We start from the raw sequence: 736 nt of genomic DNA, 5'->3' as shown, positions 1-736 counted from the left end.
CCGCCACCGCGTCCGAACCGTCGGCCATCGCCTCGGTCTCCCGGTAGGGGGAGGCCACCGAACCCGAATCCAGGTGGTCGCGCCCGATCACGATCGGCGCGGAGACCTTGCCCTCGGCCACCAGCTGGTTGAACAGCAGCCCCGCCCGGTGGCGCTCGCCATAGCCCAGCCAGCAGATGCGCGCGGTAGGCCCTCGAATTCAACGTGCTCGGCGGCCGCGTCCAGCCAGCGGTGCAGGTGCCCGTTCTCGGGGAACAGCTCCTTCAGCGCCCGGTCGGTGACCTCGATGTCCTTCGGGTCCCCGGACAGCGCCACCCAGCGGAACCGGGCCCAGCCCCTCGCAGAACAGCGGGCGGATGTAGGCCGGCACGAAGCCGGGGAACGCGAAGGCCCGCTCATAGCCGCCCTTGCGGGCCTCGTCGCGGATGCAGTTGCCGTAGTCGAACACCTCGGCCCCGGCGTCCTGGAAGCCGACCATCGCCGCGACGTGGCGGGCCATGGAGGCCTGGGCCTTCTTGGTGAACCCGACCGGGTCGGCCTGTGCCTCGGCGTGCCAGGCCTCCAGGGTGTGCTCCACCGGCAGGTAGCTGAGCGGGTCGTGCGCGCTGGTCTGGTCGGTGACGATGTCCACCTGCAGCTCACCACGCTGCTGGCGTTCGAGCAGCTGCCCGAACACCTCGGCGGCGTTGCCACATAACCCACCGACAGCGCCCGGCGTTCGTGTTTGGCGGCCATC

1 pseudogene is annotated in these 736 nt (G+C 70.8%); it reads right to left on the bottom strand.

The window, feature by feature from the left end:
- Positions 1-736 (bottom strand): annotated as a pseudogene (locus JCM19049_RS16440) (urocanate hydratase); the annotation flags it as partial.

Source organism: Arthrobacter sp. JCM 19049, assembly GCF_001310435.1.
The sequence above is the reverse complement of the archived record's forward strand: the minus strand, read 5'-3'. Positions and strand labels throughout refer to the sequence as shown.